Consider the following 17597-nt stretch of genomic DNA (forward strand, 5'->3'; position numbering starts at 1 on the left):
GGTCGGGCGCGGGGGGCATGCGCGTCGGTGCGGGGGCGGCGTCCTGGTGGGCGGCGGGCGACGCCGAACGTGTCAGGCCGCCACGCACAGCGCGACCGGGCAATCGCGCAGCAGGTCGCCCAGGTCGATGTCGCCGGCGGCGTCGGCGCCGGGGTGGCGTCCGGACAGCGCATCGACGAGGTCCGCCGCAGGCAGGCCGGGCGGCAGCTGGATCCGGGTGCCGTCCCAGAACCGATGCGCCTGGCCGGCTTGGCCCTGCGCGTAAGGGGCCAACGCGCGCGCGCACAGCCGCGGGGCGACGACGAGCACCCATCGCGTTTCATGGCGACGCACGTAGGCCAGCGCGTGGGCGGCCTGCGGGCCGCTCACGGCAAGCGCTTCGCAGCGCCCGTCGCTGAAAAGCGCGGGGTCGCGGGCGCGCAGGGTCAGCGCGCGGCGGATCAGCGCCTGCTTGATGGCGCCGCTTTGCCATGCCGCGGCGCTGGTGGCTATAGGTGTGCCGGGATCGTCCAGGGCCAGCAGGCCGGTCCGCGTGGGATAGTCAACGGGGCGCCGGTTGTCGGGATCAACCAGGCTGAAGTCCCACAGGTCCGCGCCCTGGTACAGGTCGGGCACGCCCGGCAACGTGCAGCGCAGCAAGGCCTGCGCAAGGCTGTTGACCAGGCCGGCCGGCGCGAGGCGTAGCGTGTAGGCGGCAATTTCGCGCAGCAGGCCTTGGCCTTCATCCGACTCTTGCAGCGCGTCGACGCAGCGCTGCGCCGCTTGTTCATAGCCTGCGTCCGGGTCCGTCCAGCTGGTGCGCAGCTTGGCCTCGCGCAGCGCCTTTTCCTGCCATTGCGCGATACGGGCCAGATAGTCGGCCAACGCGCCGTCAGAGGGCTCGGACGGCAGGGCCAGCGGCCACGCGCCGACCAGGCTTTGCAGCAGCAGATAGGCGTCGGCAGGCGCGATGGGGCCGGGCCGGGCCAGTCGCGGGACCCACGCTTGGGCAAGGGCGATCCATTCGTCGGGCGCTTCGCTCAGCGCCGCCAGGCGGGCCCGCGTGTCTTCGCCCCGCTTGTGGTCGTGGGTTGCCGTGGCCAGCATGGCATGGGGGTGCGTGGCGGCACGTTCGGCGCTTAGCGCGTGGAACTCGTCGGGGGACAAGGAGAACCGTTCGGCGCTGGACCCCACTTCATTGCGCGACAGCAGCGGGCCGCGGCGGTAGAACAGCGTGTCTTCCAGCGCCTTGGCTGCCAATGGCGGCGTCAGTTGCTGAAAGCGCCGCACGCAGTGGGCCAGGGCCTCGGCCAACGCGTGCGGTTCGGGGGCGCCGTCGCCGCTGGTCGCAAGGCGCTCCTCCACGGGGGCGCCGCTTAGCCATGGGTCTATCTGCTCGAGCAGGCGCGCGTCCGCCGTGTCCGGCCCCAGCGCCGCGCGCGCGTGCTCAAGCGCGGCGCGGAACCAGTCGGCATCCGCCGGGCTGCGTCCGCCGTCTTCCGCATACGTGCGATACACGGGAAACGCGGCCAGCAAGGCGGTCAGCACGCGGTCGATGGCGGTGACGGTCCAGTCGCGGGTACGCAGGTCCATCCGGGCGACGCGTGCCAGCGCCCGCGCCAGGGCCTGGCGTTCGGCCGGGAAATGGCGGGCCAGCATCCGGTGGCGCGCGTCCTGCAATTGGGCGGACGCGTCGCGGGGATCGCCCGTGAGCGAATTCCAGAATGCCTCAAGCGGCGCTTTGGCGCCCGGGGCGTGCAGCAGCGCGCCGACCTGATCCATGAAGTCGTAACCGGTCGTGCCGTCGGCCGGCCAGCGGAAATCCAGGGTTTCGCCGTCGGCCAGTATCTTTTCCACGATCAGGTAGGCGCTTGCCCGTTCGCCGCGTGCCTGCGTCAGCCTCTGGCGCAAGCGCCGCAGGTAGGCGCCGGGGCTGGTCAGGCCGTCGACATGGTCAATGCGCAGGCCGTCCAGCACGCCTTCCCGGTACAAGCGCAGCGCCATGCCATGCACGGCGTCGAAGACGATGTCGTCCTCCACCCGCACGCCGACCAGTTCGCTGATTTCGAAGAAGCGCCGCCAGTTGATCTGTTCCGGCGCGGTCCGCCACCAAGCCAGGCGGTAGTGCTGGCGTTCCAGCAGATCGTGCAGGCGGGCCCGCGCGTCGGCAGTCTGTGCGTTGTACGCCGCGCAGGTCGTCTCGGGGCCGCCTGCGTCCGCAGCGAATCCCGGAGCAAGGGGCAGGCGCTGAGCGCTGACCGACACGAAGAAGGCGTCCTGGTCGTGGACAAGCTGTATCGCGCCCGATGCCAGGCATGCCCCGTAGGGGTCCGGCAGCACCGGCAGCAGCACCTTGCCGCGCAAGGCCGGGTCGGGCGCCTGCCAATCGATATCGAACACGCGCGCATGCGGGCTGCGCTGGCCCAGGCGCAACACGTCGGCCCACCACGCGTTCGAGGCGTGGGCAGCCATGTGGTTGGGCACGATGTCCGCAATGAGGCCTACGCCCAGGTCGCGGGCGGCCGCGGCCAGGCGGCGCAGCGCCGCTTCTCCGCCCAGCGCCGCGTTGACGCGCTGGTGGTCGATGACGTCGTAGCCGTGCGTCGAGCCGTCGCGGGCCTGCGTGACGGGCGACAGGTACAGGTGGCTGACGCCCAGCGCGGCGTAGTAGGGAAGCTGCGCGCGGGCGTCGTCCAGCGTGAACCCGGCATGCAGTTGCAGGCGCGCGGTGGCGCGAGGGGCGTTCATGGGCGGCCCCGCAAGGCGCGTACCGGCTGCAGACGCGCCACGCTGGCTGGCGCATTCAGGCAGTCGGCGACGGAGAGCGGCACGCGCTGGCGCCAGTTGGGATGGTCGGCGATGGTGCCGGGCAGGTTGGGCTGATCCAGCTGGCCGGTCAGGTCTTCCAGCGCCACCAGCATCAACGGGCAAGGCGTGGACGCGACGAAGCCCAGCAGTTCGGCGCCAGGCGGTTCGCGCGGCGTCGGTTGCCTGGCGGCGGTGGACGAGGTCGACTGCACGGTCCGCCACAGGGCGGCGCGGTCTTCCAGCCGCGCGGCGCGCATCGCGGCCTCGTCCTGGTCCGGGCCCAGCAATTGCAGCCGGGAACGCCACAGGATGTCTTGCGCGTGCCACCAGCCCTCCAGCGTGGGCAGGTCGTGCGTGGTCGTCATTGCCACGGCGTGCGCCGGCCAGTCGTTCGGGGCCAGGAAGGCGGCGGGCGAGGCCGCTTCCGGGAGGGCGTCCCCGGCCGGGTCTGACGCCTCCTGCGGCGCCGGATCGGCCGCGCGCATGAACCACAGTACGTTCATGCCCAGCAGCCCGTGGTCTTCCAGTTGGGCGTCGAAGCCCTCAGGCACGGTGCCCAGGTTCTCGCCGATGACCAACGCGCCATGCAGCCAGGCTTCGAGCGCCGTCAACCGCAGCAACTGCGCCAGCGGGTAGCGCAGGTAGGCGCCGTCCTGCGGGCGGGCGCCATCGGGGATCAGCCACATCCGCGCCATGCCCAGGATATGGTCGATGCGCACGCCGCCCGCGTGGGCGAGGCTGGCGCGCAGCATGGCAAGAAACGCCGAGTAGCCGGACTCCCGCAAGGCGGCGGGCGACAGGGCGGTCAGCCCCCAACCTTGGCCCAGGGGGTTGTGCAGGTCCGGCGGCGCCCCCACACTGGTGCGCGACATCAGGTCGGCCTGGCGGCTCCAGGCGTGGCTGCCTGCGGGGCTGCCGCCTACCGCCAGGTCTGCCAGCAAGCCGACGCGCATGCCGGCGTCGCGAGCGGCTTGTTGTGCCCGCGCCAGACTGGCCGAGGCCAGCCATTGACCAAACATGTGCGCGTCGATGTCTTCGGCGTGGCCGTCGGCGTAGCGTCGCACGTCCGCGGATCGTGGATCACGCAGGCCCGCGGGCCAGTCGGTCCAGGCGAGGGGCGCGCCATGCGCTTGCGTCTGATCCGCATGCAGCGATTCGAACAAGGCGTGATCGCGCAGGTCGGGGCCGGCCGCATCGCGGTAGGCGTCATAGGCCTGGCGGTGCGCCGCCGTGGCGTCCGCCGGGAAGCCGGCGTGCAGGCGCCGCAGCAGTTGATGGCGCAGGGTGGCCGCGGCGGGCCAATCGATCAGCGGGCGGGCGTCCAGCGCGCGCAATCGGGTCTGGTCCATGCCGGCCAGCGCAGCGCGCACCGCGCCTTCGCCAAGCACGCCGGCGGGGTCGGCATACAGCGTATTCAGGAACAGTCGGCTGGACGGCGAGTAAGGGCTGCACTGCGCGGGGTCCGCCGCGAACATCGCGTGGACGGGGCTGATGGCCAGCGCATCCGCGCCCGCGGCCCCCGCGGCGACGGCCAGATCGCGCAAGGCGCCGAAATCGCCGAAGCCGTGCGTGGCTTGGGTCAGGTCCGAGGAGGGGCGGCGCAGGCTGTAGAGCTGCACGGCCAGTCCCCACGCGCGGGCATCCTTGACGCCCGCCAGCTCGTCGATCGTCGGCGCGCGTCGGGGCGCGACGGCAAGCGTGGTGTCGCCACCTGGCGTGCTCAGCGCGTAGTAGCCAGGGGTGGCGGGCGCGCGCAGCGTTGGCGCGCCGTCCGGGCCGGGGGCGGTGCGGGTGGAGAGGGGCGCTTGCGACGGCGCCTGCATCTGGCAGGTCCCGGCGCAATCCGCGGGCAACGGCACCGCTTCGCTCGGCAACGCGATCAGCATCGCGGGCAGATGGTTTTGTGCCGAGGCCGCGGACAGGCGCTGGCGGCTGTCGCGGATGTCCGCGTCGGAACCGGCGGGCAGGTCCATCGCGTCAAGCAAGGCGCGCAGCGTATCGGGGGACACGCGGCGAGGGCGGCGGTCGGCGCCGGTCCAGTCTTCGGCGATGCCGGCTTCGGCGGCCAGGGCGGACAAGGCGGTTGGCGCGATGGTGCTCATGTCGCGTCCTCCAGCAGCCACACCGTGCTCTCCGAACACATGCTGCCCAGGGACAAGGCATCGAATGCCCCTGCGCGGGATTCGAAGAGCAGCGAAGAAAATAAATGGCCAGCCGCCGAGAACTTGGGCGGCAGCGCTTCCTGCACCGGCCCCAGGTTGGCGTACAGCGTCAGCCGGGCGCCATCGCCCAGGCGCCATTGCGCGTGGACGCCGTGCTTGCCGACGGCGTGGCCAAACACGTTGCGAGCGCCTTGCAGCCTTGGCGCGATCACGCGTTGGCGCAGCTGCAGCAGCGCCTCGTAGAGCGTGCGCCAACGCTGGGCGTCGTCGTTGTTGCCTGGCTGCCATGGATCGCTTCGGCTGAAGGTGGCGGGGGCATTGGGGTCTGGCACGCCGTGGGCGCCGCCGTCCTCAAAGCCGGGAAAGGCCGAAAACTCCCGCTGGCGTCCTTCCCGAACCGCTTGGGCCAGGTCCGGATCCGTGTGGCTGGTGAAATAGAGAAAGGGCGCGCGGCTGCCGGATTCCTCGCCCATGAAGATCAGCGGAATCTGCGGCGCAAGCAGTTGCAGCGCGACGGCGGCGCGCAGGCGTTCCGTGTTTTCGGCCAACACCGTCAAGCGCTCGCCAGCGGCCCGGTTGCCGGTCTGGTCGTGGTTCTGCAGGAAGAGGACGAACGCCGTGGGGGGCAGATGGCCGCTGGGTTCGCCGCGTGGGGCGCCCTGGCGAAAGGGCGAAGGCTGGCCCTGGTAGAGCCAGCCTTGCGCCAGGCACCGCGCCAGGGCCTCGGCCGGGCGGTTCGCATAGTCGGCATAGTAGCCATGCGATTCGCCAGTCAACAGGTGATGCAGCACATGGTGCGCGTCGTCATTCCATTGGGCGTCGAACCCCTGGACGAGCAGGCTGGCGCGGTTGTCGTCGTTTTCCAGGACCAGATGGACGTGGCGTTGCGCGGGGATCTGTCCGCGGACGAATTGCGCCAGCTCGACCAGCCAGTCCGGGTCCGAGATCGCGTGCACGGCGTCCAGCCGGAGGCCGTCGAAACGGAACTCCGTCAGCCAATACAAGGCGTTCTCTTCGAAATAGCGGCGCACCGCCGGCTGGCGGAAATCGATGGCGTTGCCCCACGGCGTGGCCACGTCGTTGCGGAAGAAGGGCGCGGCGTACTGCGGCAGGTAATTGCCGTCCGGGCCGAAATGGTTGTAGACCACGTCCAGCATCATGCTCATCCCCAGGCCGTGCGCCGTGTCCACCAGATGCTTGAGCGCGTCCGGGGGCCCATAGGCCGCGTCCGGCGCGTAGGGCAGCACGCCGTCATAGCCCCAGTTGCGCGGGCCGGGGAAATCCGCGACGGGCATCAGTTCGATGACGGTGACGCCCAACGCCGCCAGCGCCGGCAGCCGGTCTGCCAAGCCCGCAAAGCCGCCCGCCAGGCCCGCGTGCGCTTCGTAGATGACGGATTCCTCCCACGGCCGGCCATGCCAGGCCGGGTGCTGCCAGGCATACGTGTCGGGCTCGGCGACGATGCTGGCGCCGTGCACGTCGCCGTCTTGCTGGCGCGAGGCCGGGTCCGGCACGGCCAATCCGTCGCCGATGCGGTAGCGGTAGCGGGTGCCCGGCGGGCAATCGACGTCGGTCTGGGCGTAGCCCTCCGCGTCGGGGCGCAGGGGGATCGGGTCGCGTCCGTCGATCAGCAAGGCCAGCCCGGCGGGCGCGGTGGGCGCCCACAGGCGAAAGCGCGTGCCCCCGTCGGGCAGGGGCAGCGCGCCATGGGTGTAGGGCTCGGGCCAGGCCGTCATGACGACGCTCCGGGAATGCAGGTGGCCGACAGCAGCACGAGGCTGTGCGCCTGCACGGTGACGTCGGTCTCGGCGACCGGCGCCGCCGGGACCTGCGTGGCGGAATCCAGTTCCCGGATCCACGGTTGCGCGGGCGGGGGCAGGGTGAAAACGGCGGGTTCGGCGCCCGGATTCAGCAGCAGCAGCGTGATGTCCGCGCTGCCGTCTTCGCGCAGCGCGGCGCGGCGCAGCGCCATGGTGAGCGCTTGCGGGTCGTCCCAGGCCTCCTGGCCGATCGGGCCGCCGGCGGTGTCGAACCAGCCGATGGCCGCGACACCCGGGCAGATTTCCTGGGCGGCGTCGCCAAAGCGCGCGGCGCGCAAGCTGGGATGGTCGCGGCGCAACGCCACGGCACGCGCCACGAAATGGCTCAAGGCGCGGCCGGCATCGCTTTGCGCCAGCGTCCAGTCCAGCCACGACAGGGGGCTGTCCTGGCAGTACGCATTGTTGTTGCCGTCCTGGCTGTTGCCGAATTCGTCCCCGGCCAGCATCATCGGCGTGCCGTCGGACAGGAACAGCGTCGCCAGAAGCGCCCGCTGCACTTGACCGCGCCGTTCCAGGATGGCTTCGTCCTGCGTCGGCCCTTCCTCGCCCCAGTTGTGGCTGTAGTTCTCGCCGTGGCCGTCGTTGCCGCCTTCGCCATTGGCCTCGTTGTGGCTGCCGTCATAGCTCACCAGGTCTTGCGTCGTGAAGCCGTCGTGGGATGCCACGAAGTTGACGCTGGCCCAAGGCCGGCGATGGCGCCGGTCGAAGACGTCGCGCGAACCGCACAGCCTGGCCGCCATGTCGCCGCGCATGCCTTCATCGCCGCGCCAATAGCGCCGCACCGTGTCGCGGTAGCGGTCGTTCCATTCCGCCAGCCCGGGCGGGTGGTTGCCCAGCTGATAGCCATCCGGCCCGATGTCCCACGGTTCCGAGATCAGTTTCACGCCGGCCAGCACCGGGTCTTGCAACAGGGCGTCGAAAAAGCCCGACCCCGGGTCGAAGCCCGTGCCCTCGCGCCCAAGCGTCACGCCCAGGTCGAAGCGGAAGCCGTCCACGCCATACGAATCCGTCCAGTAGCGCAGCGAATCCATCACCATCTGCAGGACGCGCGGGTGCGACAGGTTCACCGTATTGCCACAGCCGGTGTCGTTGATGTAGTAGCGCTCTTCGCCCGGCATCAGGCGGTAATAGCTGGCGTTGTCCAGCCCGCGCCAGGACAGCGTGGGGCCAAGCTCGCTGCCTTCGCAAGTGTGGTTGTAGACCACGTCCAGGATCACTTCGAGCCCGGCGGCGTGCAGGCGGCGGACCGCCTGGCGCAGGTCATTGGGACCGCGCTGCAGGTACGCGGGCTCGGGCGCGAAGAACGACAGCGTGTTGTAGCCCCAGTAATTGCGCAGGCCGCGCTCCAGCAGGAACCGGTCCTGCAGGAAGGCGTGCACCGGCAGCAGTTCGACAGCGGTGACACCCAGGCGGTGCAGGTGCTCGATGAAGCGCGGGTCGGCCAGTGCGGCGCAGGTGCCGCGCAGCGGCTGGCGCAGGTCTTCGCGCTGCATCGACACGCCGCGCAGATGCACTTCGTAGATCGTGGTGTCCACCCATGGCGTGTGCGGCGCCTTGCTGTTGCCCCAGTTGAACGGGATGTCTTCCGTCACGATCGCCTTGGGCATGGCCGGCGCGCTGTCGCGGCGGTCCATCGACAAGTCGGCGCGCGCGTGGTTCAGCCGGTAGCCGAAGAGCGCGTCGCTCCAGCTGGCCGGACCGGTCAGCTGGCGTGCGTAGGGATCCAGCAGCAGCTTGTGCGGATTGAAGCGGTGGCCGTTGCGGGGGTCATAGGGGCCGTGCGCGCGGTAGCCATAGACCAGGCCAGGCTGGGCGTCCGGCAGGTAGCCGTGCCAGACCTCGTCCGTGCATTCCGGCAGATCGAAGCGCCGAAGCTCCTTGCGGCCGCGCGCGTCGAACACGCACAACTCGATGCGCGTGGCGTTGGCGGAGAAGACGGCGAAGTTCACGCCCAGGCCGTCGCTGACCGCGCCCAACGGGTACGGCTGGCCGGTGGTAAGGCGGGTCAATTGTGAGGGGTCCATGGATCAGCCTTGTAGCGTGAGGAAAAGGGTGGAGAGCGGCGGCAGCGTCAGGGGCAGCGACTGCGCGTGGCCGTGCGAAGGTTCCGCCACGGTGAGCGCGGCGCCCTGGTTGCCCTGGCCCGAGCCGCCGTAGCAGCCCGCGTCGGTGTTCAGTGTTTCCCTCCAGCCTCCGGCCATCGGCACGCCGACGCGGTAGCCATGGCGCGCCACGGGCGTGAAATTCGACACGGCCAGCACCAGCGATCCGCCGGCCTGGCGCAGGAATGCGGCGACGCTGTTGTCGGCGTCGTCCATCACCACCCAGGAAAAGCCCGCCGGGTCGGTGTCCAGCTCGTGCAGCGCGGGCGTTTCCCGATACAGCCGGTTCAGGTCGGCGACCAGGCGCTGCACGCCCTTGTGGCCGGGGTCGTCCAGCAGATTCCAATCCAGCGCGGCATCGTGGTTCCACTCGGTCGGGCTGGCCAGTTCGCCGCCCATGAACAGCAGCTTCTTGCCCGGATGCGCCCACATGAAGCCCAGGTAGGCGCGCAGGTTCGCCAGCTTGGCCGCGCGGTCGCCGGGCATCTTGTTCAGCAGCGAGCCCTTGCCGTGCACCACTTCGTCGTGCGAAAGGGGCAGGACGAAGCGTTCGGAATAGGCGTAGGCCATGCCGAAGGTGATGTCGTGGTGATGGTGCTTGCGGTGCACGGGATCTTCATGCAGATAGCGCAGCGTGTCGTGCATCCAGCCCATGTTCCATTTGTAGTGAAAGCCCAGGCCGCCTTCTTGCACCGGCGCGGTGACGCCGGGCCAGGCGGTGGATTCCTCGGCCACGACGATGGTGTCGGGTGCTTCTTCGCGGACCGTGGCGTTCAACTCCTGCAGGAACGCGACGGCTTCCAGGTTTTCGCGCCCGCCGTGGCGGTTCGGGATCCATTCGCCGGGCTGGCGGCTGTAGTCGCGATACAGCATGGACGCCACCGCGTCCACCCGCAGGCCGTCGATATGGAAACGCCGCAGCCAGTGCATGGCGCTGGCGATCATGAAGGCTTTGACCTCGGTGCGGCCCAGGTTGTAGACCAGCGTGTTCCAGTCCGGGTGATAGCCTTCGCGCGGGTCCGCGTATTCATAGAGCGGCGAGCCGTCAAAGCGCGCCAAGCCGTGGGGGTCATCGGGAAAATGGGCGGGAACCCAATCCAGGATGACGCCGATGCCGGCGGCGTGGCAGCGGTCGATGAAGCGCGCGAAGGCGTCGGGCGGCCCAAAGCGCGCGGACGGCGCGAACAGGCCCAGCGGCTGGTAGCCCCAGGAACCGCCGAACGGATACTCCATGATCGGCATCAACTCGACATGCGAGAACCCCATGGCGTGCGCGTAGGCGGGCAGCTTGTCGGCCAACTGGTCCCAGACGCAAGGCGCGCCATCGGGCGCGAGCCAGGAGCCGGCGTGCACTTCGTAGATGGAAATAGGGGCTTGGCGCGCTTGGCGCGCGGCGCGGGTTCGCATCCATGCGTCGTCCGTCCAGGGGTAGGGTGAGGGGTCGTCCACGACGGATGCCGTGGCCGGGGCCGCCTGGGCGCGGCGCGCCATGGGATCGGCCTTGAGCGCGATGGCGCCATTGGCGTCGGTGATGGCGAACTTGTACCGGTCACCGGCCTGGATGCCGGGAATGAACAGTTCCCAGACGCCGGCGGCGTGGCGCAAGCGCATCGGGTGGCGGCGGCCGTCCCAGCTGTTGAAGTCGCCCACGACCGCCACGCGGCGCGCATTGGGCGCCCATACCGCGCAACGCAGGCCGGCGATGCCGTCCATGTCGGCCAGCTTGGCCCCCAGCAGTTCCAGCGCGGCGCGCCAGTCTCCGCTGGCAAGCGCATCCAGGTCCCGGGCAGACAGCATGGGGCCGAACGCATAAGGGTCAGGGGTCACTTGTTCCGCATCCGGCCATTCGATCGCCAATTGGTACGAGCCCGGCTGACCGGGGCAGGCGCTCGGGGCCGAACCGGTGTACAGCCCGTGCGCCTGCTCTTGCAGCGCTACGCGCCGCCCGTCCGGCGTGACGACCTCTACCGCGGCCGCGCCGGGCGCCAGCGTCCGGACCACGCCCTCGTGGGGGCCGAGCACCGAGAACGGGTCGGCATGCAGGCCGCAAGCCAGCGCGGCAAGGGTTGCCGGATCGACCTGACCGGCCGGCTTGGCGCGGGGCGGCAACGTGGCGTTGGCGGTGCTGTTCATTGTGCGTGTTCCTCGCTGCTGATCGCGGCAGCCTGCAGCAGTTCGCGCGCCAGCCCGGTCAGCGCGCATAGGGGGATGGAAATCCAGTCGGGACGGTGCGCGGCTTCATAGCTGACCTCGTAGGCGGCCTTTTCCAGCACGGCCAGTTTCAGCAACGGATCTTCCTGCGCGGGCGGCAAGGCGATGGCGGTGCTGGTGGCCTCCTGGTAGCCCTGCAGAAAGGCCTCCGCCGAGCGGGAGCCGAAGCGCGCCAGCAAGGTATCGCGCAGTTCCACGGGCGCGCCGGGCGCGGCAGGCGTATCCGCCGGCCCCGCGTTGGCGTCCGTGGGCGCGCCGCCCAGGGGATCGCCCCGCGCGATGGACGCCGCGGCATAGTCGAACGAACGCAGCATGCCGGCCACGTCCTTGTAGGGGGTGTTGACCTGCCGGCGCGCCTCCAGGCTCTGGATCGGCTCGCCTTCGAAGTCGATCAGGTAGGCATCGGTCTGCGCCACCAGCACCTGGCCCAGATGGAAGTCGCCGTGCACCCGGATCAGCGGGGCGCCGGTCAGCGCCTTGGCCATGGCGTCGACCTGTTTGACCAGGCGCGCGTGATGTTCGAAGAACCACTGCGCGCAGGCGTGCGAAGGGGCCTCCAGGGTGTCCAGCACCGCGCGCAGGTCTTGCTCCGCGCGGTTCAGCTGGGCAATGATCCGGGCGGCGTGTCCCTCTGTGTCTGCTTTTGTCGCCGTGCGCAGCGCGAAGGCGGGGTCGTCAGACGGCTGCGCCAGGGCGTTGTGCAATTCGGCCAGGCGTCGTCCGATCGTGGCCGCCATGACGGTGTATCCCTCCAGGGAGGCCTCGAACTCGTCGGGGCTGTCGCCGCCCAGCAGCGCGGCGCCCAAGGTGCGTTTCAGGAAGTCCAGCGTCCACGTCCAGGCGTCGCCTTCGTTGGTGACGAACGCGTGCAGCACGGCAAGCGTATGCGGCACGCCGTCGGCGTCAATCCGCAGCACCTCGCCCAGCAGCGCGGGAATGTTCGCGTAGCCGGCGCGGGTCAGGTGGCGCGTCAATTCGACTTCCGGCGAGACGCCGGGCTGGACGTTGCGGATCAGCTTCAGGATGGCGTGGCCGCCGATGATGACCGAGCTGTTGGATTGCTCGCCGCTGATCCACTGCAGCGCGGGTTCCTCGCCGAATTCCACCTCCGCCAGGCCGGGCTCGGGCAGGTAGCGGATGATGCCGGGCTTGTCGCCCGGCTTGCCGGCGGCGCGGCCGTCCAGCTCGCGGCTGGCGCGCAACGCCTCGACCACGCCCAGCACGAAGCCGGGTTGCAGGAAGGCATCGGCAAGCGTGCCGACTTCGGCGCCCCGGCGCACGCGCGCGATGGGGTACTGCACCTGTGCCGTTTCGTCCCACACCAGGACGAAGGGCGCCTGGGCGCGCAAGCCATCCACGCCGTCTTCGGGTTCGACCTCGGCCCAGTAGTATTCCCCGCCCGTGGCCGTGAAGGGCGTGGCGTAGGCCAGGCGGGCGCGGGCGGGCGCATGCGAACCGGGAAACCAGCGCTGACGCGCCAGGTACTCGGGCAGGACTTCGTTTTCCAGTGTGGCGCGCGACGAATCGGTCAGGGCGGCGCCGCCGCGCGACTTCAGCACCAGCGTCGTCAGTTCGGGCATCTGGGCGGGGCCGCTGGCATGCCATCCGGGCGGCGCCGCGTCCGCGCTCAGGTCCATCCAGTAAAAGCCATAGGGCGGCAGCGTCAGCAGATAAGGCAGTTCGCCGATGGCGGGGAACGGCGTGCCGCCCAGCATTTCGACGGGCACCCGGCCGTTGAACGCCTGCAACGGCAGTTCGACGGGCTGCGCGGCATTGGACAGGTTCGCCACGCACAGGATGATGGTGTCGTTCCATTGCCGCAGGTAGGCCAGGATCTTGCGGTTGCCGGCCAGGATGAAGCGCAGCGTGCCGCGGCCGAACGCATGCGTCTGGCGCCGTTGCGCCAGCATGCGCCGCGTCCAGTTAAGCAGCGAATGCGGGTCGCGCTGCTGGGCTTCGACGTTGACGGCCTCGTAGCCGTAAAGCGGGCCCATCAACACGGGCAAGGGCAGGCGTTCGGGATCAGCGCGCGAGAAGCCGCCGTTGCGGTCGGGCGACCATTGCATCGGCGTGCGCACGCCGTCGCGGTCGCCCAGGTGCACGTTGTCGCCCATGCCCAGCTCATCGCCGTAGTACAGCACCGGCGTGCCGGGCATCGACAGCAGCAGACTGTTCATCAGTTCTACCCGCCGGCGGTCGCGCTCCAGCAAGGGGGCCAGCCGGCGGCGGATGCCCAGGTTGATACGGGCGCGCGGGTCGGCGGCGTACACGCTCCACAGATAGTCGCGTTCGCGGCTTGTCACCATCTCCAGCGTCAACTCGTCGTGGTTGCGCAGGAAAATGGCCCATTGGCAGGTGGCCGGGATGTCGGGCGTCTGGCGGATGATGTCGGTGATCGGAAAGCGGTCCTCCTGCGCGATCGCCATGTACATGCGCGGCATCAGCGGAAAGTGGAACGACATATGGCATTCGTCGCCGCTGCCGAAGTATTCCTGGGCGTCCTCGGGCCACTGGTTGGCCTCGGCCAGGAGCAGGCGGCCCGGGTATTCGGCGTCGATCACCGCGCGTATTTGCTTGAGGACCTGGTGCGTCTCGGGCAGGTTCTCGTTGTTGGTGCCTTCGCGTTCGACCAGATAGGGCACGGCGTCCAGGCGCAGCCCGTCCACGCCCATGTCCAGCCAGTGGCGCATGACCGACAGTACTTCCTTCAGGACCTGCGGATTGTCGTAGTTCAGGTCGGGCTGATGGGAATAGAAGCGGTGCCAGAAATAGGCGTTGGCTTCGGGGTCCCACGTCCAGTTGGATTTCTCCGTGTCGCAGAAGATGATGCGGGTGCCGGCATAGGCCTTGTCGTTGTCCGACCAGACGTAGAAATTACGCGCCGCCGATCCCGGGCGCGACGTGCGGGCGCGCTGGAACCACCGGTGCTGGTCCGACGTATGGTTCACGACCAGCTCGGTGATGACGCGCAAACCCCGCGCGTGGGCCTCGCGGATGAGCTTGCGCACATCCGCCACGGTGCCATAGTCGGGGTGCACGCCGCGGTAGTCCGCGATGTCGTAGCCGTCGTCGCGCCGGGGCGAGGGGTAAAAGGGCAGCAGCCAGATCGTGTTCACGCCCAGGCTGGCGATGTAGTCCAGCTTCATGATCAGGCCGGGCACGTCTCCCACCCCGTCGTCATTGGAGTCGAAGAACGACTTCACATGCAGCTGGTAGATGACCGCGTCCTTGTACCAAAGGCCGTCGTCCTTGATGGGCTGGGTTTCACTGATCATTTGTCGGGCTCCGTTCGGCGTCAACCATTGAGGGACAGGCGCCAGACGCGATAGGGTTGGTCGGGGGACAGCGTCACGGCGCGCGCCGCGCCGCGCCAGGTCTCGCGGCTGTCCGTCAGCAGGTCTTCGGCCGCCAGCTGCGCCGGGCCGGCGTCGGCGAATAGCCACAGCGGGGCGTCCAGATGCGCGGTCTGCGGGTGGAAAGGGTCCAGGCTGATCACCGTGAGCACGACGTTGCCCAGTCCCGGCGTCGCCTTCACGAAGGCCAGCACGCGGTCGTTGCCGCTGGGGATCGCCGTCAGGCCGCGATGCGTCTGCAACGCGGGATTGGCGCGCCGGATCTGGTTCAGGCGCGTGATGTCGGCGCGGATATTGCCGGGCTGATGCCAGTCGCGCGGGCGCAGTTCGTACTTTTCGGAATCCAGGTATTCCTCTTTGCCCGGTATGGGCGCGGCCTCGCACAATTCGAACCCGCTATACATGCCCCACAGGCCCGAGCCCATCGCGGCCAGCGCGGCGCGGATCAGGAAGCCGGCGCGGCCCGAGGTCTGCAGGAACAGCGGGTTGATGTCCGGCGTGTTGACGAAGAAATGCGGCCGGAAGAAGTCCGCTGGCGGCGGCCGCGAGATTTCTTCCAGATAGGCCTGCAGTTCGGCCCGGTCGTTGCGCCAAGTGAAATAAGTGTAAGACTGCGTGAACCCCACCTTCGCCAGCCGGTACATCATCTTGGGGCGGGTGAAGGCTTCGGACAGGAACAGCACGTCGGGATGCTGGCCATGCACCTCGGCGATCAGCCATTGCCAAAACGGCAGCGGTTTGGTGTGGGGGTTGTCCACCCGGAATATGCGCACGCCGTTGTCGACCCAGAACAGCACCACGTCGCGCAGCGCCCGCCACAGCGCCAGCTTGCGGGCCCGGCGGGGCGGCCCGCCGTAGAACGAGACGTTCACGATGTCCTGGTATTTCTTCGGCGGGTTCTCGGCATAGCGCAGCGATCCGTCGGGGCGCCACGAGAACCAGTCGGGATGCGCCGCCAGCCACGGGTGGTCGGGCGAGCACTGGATGGCGAAGTCCAGCGCCACTTCCATGCCATGGCCTTGGGCCGCGCCTACCAGGCGCAGGAAGTCCGCAAGCGTGCCCAGCTTGGGCTCGATGGCGTCGTGCCCGCCCTCGGCCGAGCCGATGGCGTAGGGGCTGCCGACATCGTCCGGTCCCGCGGTCAGGCTGTTGTTGCGGCCTTTTCGGTTGCGCAGGCCGATGGGGTGGATGGGCGGCAGGTACAGCACGTCGAACCCCATTTCACGGATGTCGGGCAGCCGCCCGATGACGTCGTCGAACGTGCCGTGACGCCCGGGTTCGCGCGCCTGCGAGCGCGGGAAGAGTTCATACCATGCGCCGTGGGCGGCTTGGGGCCGGTCCACCCAGACGGGATAGCGCAGCGCCGTGACGGATTCAAAAGGATGCGCGTCCAGTTCGTGCATGGCGCGCGCCAGGTCGGCGCCAAGCAGCAGGGCGATCTGCTCGTCCGTCGGCGCGGCGTCGGTCAAGGCATCGGGCAGTGCGTTCAGGACGCGTTTGAGGGTGGCGACGCTGGCGTCCGGGGACGCTTGCCGGGCCGCCCGCTTGTCAGCCTCGCGCAGCAACTGCGCGCCTTCGGCGACTTCCAGCCGCAGATCGAGGCCGGCCCGGTGCTTGACGTCCAGGTCATGGTGGTATGTCTGCCAGACGTCGAACCACGCCGCTACCTGGAACTCGTGCGGGCCGACGCGGCGCGGACGGAAGCTGGCTTGCCAGCGGTCGTTGGTCACAAGGCGCAGAGGAACCCGGCGCCATTGCGGCTCGTCGGCCGCGCGCCAGCGCAGTTCGGCGGCGATGCGGTCGTGGCCGTCCATCAGCAGATCCGCCTGCACCGTGACGCGCTCGTGCACGACGCATTTGACGGGATGCGCGCCGTCGTCGACGGCAGGCGAGACGCTTTCGATGGCAATGCGCAGGCCGGCCCCGCCTTCGGTACGCGGTCCGGGGTGGCGGGAGGATTCGCGGACCGGCGGCATGGGCGTCACCGCCATGACGGCGCAGCCGGCAGGGGGCAGCGCGTCGGCGTCAAGCGCGCGAGCGTCGCCTTCGCGATGCGGCAGGATGTCGCCGGCGGGCAAACTGGACGCCACGGCATCCCAATCAAGCTGGGCAGGCGCGGCGGCGGCGGGATTCAGGGCAAGAATGGCGGTGGCGCCTTCCGCCGCCTCGCGCAGCACCAGCGTCGCCCGGCCGTCGCGGCCGGCCAGCACATGGGGCGGGCCGGTCGGCAGCGGTTGGGCGCCGAGCCAGTGGTTGACGTCCTCTGCCGGGCCGGGCGGGTCGATGTCCGCTTCGTCGGCCACCCAGCCGCACGCCGTGAAGGCGGCGGCCCAGGCGCTGCGCGGGTCGGTGCGGGCTGGGCCTGCCTTCACGGCGTCCAGGGGAGACACGCTGGCCAGGACGGGGGCGACGCGCTCCAGCCGCGCAGCCTCTTCGGCCAGCCAGGCGGATTTGTAGTCCCACCACGGCAGGGACGAGAACACGCCGTCGAAGCCGGCGTCGCGCAACGCGTCCAGTTGCTGGGGGTTGAGGCCGGGCGTCCATGCCAGGCACGCGGGCGGGGGCGCGTGCTGCCGCAGCGTGGCCAGCAATTCCTGCCAGGCATGGGCCGGCAGGCACTGCGGCGCATCGAACAGGAAGCCCGACACGCCCGCGTCGGCCCAGCCCGACAGCCGCGCCGCCCAGCGTGCCGCAAAGCCTGCCGGCGGATGGTCTTGCAGCGGCATCAGGCCCCGGTCGCTGACCGGCATCCGGGGGTCCCGCGCCGGGTCTTCAGGATGGGCGCGATACCAGCCCGGCGGCGCGGTGCCCGCGCCGGCCTCCACCGACACCCGGTCGAACCTCAGCCGGACCATCAGCTTCAGATCCTGGGCCGCCGTGGCCTGGGAAAGCCGCGAGAGCCGGTCGGTGATGGGTTCCGTCCGGCTCCCGATTGCACTCAGGTCCGCGTCGACGGGCGCCAGGGAATGGGCGCCGGCCGGCAACAGCCACGGCGCGGGGATCAGTACGGCGTCGAAGCCGGCCTGCCGGATGCGGGTAAGTCTGGCCTCCAGCGCGTCCGCGCCTGCTGCCGCCGGCGCAGGGTCCGGCAAGCCTTGCGGCGCATGGCAGATGCGCAAGGGCGCCTGCGGGGCCGGGACGGGTCGGTGGGCAGCAGCCATA

At 69.9% G+C, this 17597-nt stretch carries 7 protein-coding genes; all 7 read right to left on the reverse strand.

Translation table 11 applies throughout. The annotated features are described in order from the left end of the window. Positions 1–72: 72 nt before the first annotated feature. The 7 genes from treY to ACO6D5_RS11450 are packed head-to-tail and all read right to left on the reverse strand — an operon-like array spanning position 73 to position 17596. A complete protein-coding gene (gene treY / locus ACO6D5_RS11420) occupies positions 73–2727 on the reverse strand; it encodes a malto-oligosyltrehalose synthase (RefSeq protein WP_485825444.1) in 2655 nt (884 codons plus the stop codon). After that, a complete protein-coding gene (gene malQ / locus ACO6D5_RS11425) occupies positions 2724–4889 on the reverse strand; it encodes a 4-alpha-glucanotransferase (RefSeq protein ID WP_485825445.1) in 2166 nt (721 codons plus the stop codon). Before malQ ends, treY begins: the two co-directional genes overlap by 4 nt. Beyond that, complete coding sequence (gene treZ / locus ACO6D5_RS11430) at positions 4886–6685, reverse strand: malto-oligosyltrehalose trehalohydrolase (protein ID WP_485825446.1); 1800 nt, start codon at positions 6683–6685, stop codon at positions 4886–4888. The genes malQ and treZ overlap by 4 nt, the downstream gene beginning before the upstream one ends. Beyond that, complete coding sequence (glgX, locus tag ACO6D5_RS11435) at positions 6682–8793, reverse strand: glycogen debranching protein GlgX (RefSeq protein WP_485825447.1); 2112 nt, start codon at positions 8791–8793, stop codon at positions 6682–6684. The genes treZ and glgX overlap by 4 nt, the downstream gene beginning before the upstream one ends. A gap of 3 nt (positions 8794–8796) precedes the next feature. Beyond that, positions 8797–11004, reverse strand: coding sequence for a 1,4-alpha-glucan branching protein GlgB (glgB, locus tag ACO6D5_RS11440; RefSeq protein ID WP_485825448.1), 2208 nt, complete (start codon positions 11002–11004; stop codon positions 8797–8799). Then, positions 11001–14357 carry a maltose alpha-D-glucosyltransferase gene (gene treS / locus ACO6D5_RS11445; RefSeq protein ID WP_485825449.1) on the reverse strand — a complete coding sequence of 1119 codons (3357 nt, stop codon included), beginning with the start codon at positions 14355–14357 and terminating at the stop codon, positions 11001–11003. Before treS ends, glgB begins: the two co-directional genes overlap by 4 nt. 20 nt (positions 14358–14377) lie before the next feature. After that, the gene (locus ACO6D5_RS11450; protein WP_485825450.1) at positions 14378–17596 is read right to left on the reverse strand and encodes an alpha-1,4-glucan--maltose-1-phosphate maltosyltransferase; all 3219 of its coding nucleotides are present in this window, start codon (positions 17594–17596) and stop codon (positions 14378–14380) included. Between the last annotated feature and the right edge of the window lies 1 nt (position 17597).

The sequence above is a fragment of the Achromobacter sp. genome, from assembly GCF_057314935.1.

What these genes read in the sequence shown, in the direction of transcription:
- treY (WP_485825444.1), bottom strand. Translation starts at nt 2,727, where the DNA reads ATGAACGCCCCTCGCGCCACCGCGCGCCTGCAACTGCATGCCGGGTTC.
- malQ (WP_485825445.1), bottom strand. Translation starts at nt 4,889, where the DNA reads ATGAGCACCATCGCGCCAACCGCCTTGTCCGCCCTGGCCGCCGAAGCC.
- treZ (WP_485825446.1), bottom strand. Translation starts at nt 6,685, where the DNA reads ATGACGGCCTGGCCCGAGCCCTACACCCATGGCGCGCTGCCCCTGCCC.
- glgX (WP_485825447.1), bottom strand. Translation starts at nt 8,793, where the DNA reads ATGGACCCCTCACAATTGACCCGCCTTACCACCGGCCAGCCGTACCCG.
- glgB (WP_485825448.1), bottom strand. Translation starts at nt 11,004, where the DNA reads ATGAACAGCACCGCCAACGCCACGTTGCCGCCCCGCGCCAAGCCGGCC.
- treS (WP_485825449.1), bottom strand. Translation starts at nt 14,357, where the DNA reads ATGATCAGTGAAACCCAGCCCATCAAGGACGACGGCCTTTGGTACAAG.
- ACO6D5_RS11450 (WP_485825450.1), bottom strand. Translation starts at nt 17,596, where the DNA reads ATGGCTGCTGCCCACCGACCCGTCCCGGCCCCGCAGGCGCCCTTGCGC.